The sequence below is a fragment of the Halobacterium sp. KA-4 genome (assembly GCF_021028995.1).
In the GTDB taxonomy this organism is placed as follows: Archaea; Halobacteriota; Halobacteria; order Halobacteriales; family Halobacteriaceae; genus Halobacterium.
In genome coordinates, this window is sequence record NZ_JAJJZG010000050.1 from 1 (window position 1) to 1591 (window position 1591).

Below are 1591 nucleotides of genomic sequence, written 5' to 3' on the forward strand. Positions count from 1 at the left end.
CGCCTGTTCGAAGACCTGCGTGAGGTTGTAACTCGCTCCAGTCATCACTGCAGGGAGGTCGTCCTTCGGGACGTCGTAGCGCTCGTAGTAGGTCTGCAACAGCTCCTCGGTCCCGTTGCCGGTCTGCCCGGGCACCCATCCCGGAGCCATGATGACGTCGCGACCAGCCTCACCGAGCGCGTTCCACCAGCCCGAGGTATCGGCGGCCCGGACGAACTGGATGTAGCTCGGCGTGAAGGTCGATTCGTTGATCTGCTTCATCGCCGTGATTCCGCCGTCGGGTGCGGGCGTGCCGAGTAGGGCCTCGACGCCCGCGCTCTCGGACTTCGAGATCAGCGAGCTGAAGTCGCTGGCGTGGAGCTGGTGTTTCTCACGGAACACCATCTCGAAGCCCGCGTCCGTGAGCGCTTGCTCCCAGTAATTGGCCTGTTCGATGCTCCAGTTCGTGTTCGGTACCCATTGGCCGATCCGGGTCGGACGCTCGTCCTCGGGGATCATCTGGAGGACGGCTGTCGTGGACTCTGCGTGTTGGCGGCTGTTGGGGAATGGGAAGCACGACCACTCGTAGCCACGTTCCTCGGGCAGTTTCGTCTCGCCGAAGGTCACGCTGATGAGCGGGATCTGCTCGCGCTCGGCGATGGCGACCATTGAGGTGACGAGGACGCCGCCGAAGCTCCCCCAGATCATGTCGACATCGTTGTTGCTGATCATCTGAGTGAGCTTCTCCCGAAGCACCCGCGGATCGCTCTCGTCGTCCTTGACGATGAGCTCGACTTCCTTCCCGTGGACGCCGCCGTTCGCGTTGACTCGGGCGACGCCCATCTCATACCCCCGCTTGAGATCCTGGTAGAGCGGCGAGAACGCGCCCGTTTCGGGGAGCGTCGAGGCGATCGTGTACGTGTCTGAGCCGCTACCGCCCGTTCCGGTAGTGCCTGATTGCGTCCCGTTTCCGTTGCCGCCCGAACAGCCGGCGAGGCCAGTTATTCCGGCGACCGCAGCGGCGCCGCTGGTCTTGATGAAAGACCGTCGTCGTGGTCTTGGCATTGATAACTCCATAGGAGGTAATCCGTTCGACTATAATAAATGTTCGTGTCCGACACGTCTGTGACGGGTTTACTGGCTCACTCGGCCGCGCGGGCGCGAGGCCTGTGGTGTGAGGAGGTAGATTTAACTATTGGGGTTTGTAAGCCGATAGCACAGTATGCCAATGTTAGCAGGGGACGGACTCACCAAACGATTCGGTGGCATTGTCGCCGTCGACGACGTCTCCTTCGAGATCGCCCAGGGCGAGACCGTCGGCCTCATCGGCCCGAACGGCGCGGGCAAATCGACGCTGTTCAACGTCATCTCTGGCACGTACGCCCCGAGCGAGGGGACGGTACGATTCAAGGACGAGGACGTGACCGGTTTGGAGCCCTACCAGCTCTGCGCTCGCGGTCTCGCCAAGAGTCATCAGATCGTGCGGCCGTTTGAGGGTCTCACGCTTCTCGAGAACGTGGCCGTCGGCGCCGAATTCGGCGGCCGCACCAACGACCCCTACGAGCGCGCCCACGAGACGCTCGCGTTCGTCGGTCTCGATGACCGACGAGAC

2 protein-coding genes are annotated in these 1591 nt (G+C 62.7%); one reads left to right on the plus strand and one right to left on the minus strand.

The window, feature by feature from the left end; genetic code table 11:
* Positions 1 to 1044: substrate-binding domain-containing protein (locus tag LPA44_RS17970; protein WP_230890846.1), on the minus strand; the 1044-nt coding region annotated here is incomplete at its 3' end.
* A gap of 157 nt (positions 1045 to 1201) precedes the next feature.
* Here LPA44_RS17970 and LPA44_RS17975 point away from each other — a divergent pair.
* Positions 1202 to 1591: ATP-binding cassette domain-containing protein (locus LPA44_RS17975; protein ID WP_230890847.1), on the plus strand; the 390-nt coding region annotated here is incomplete at its 3' end.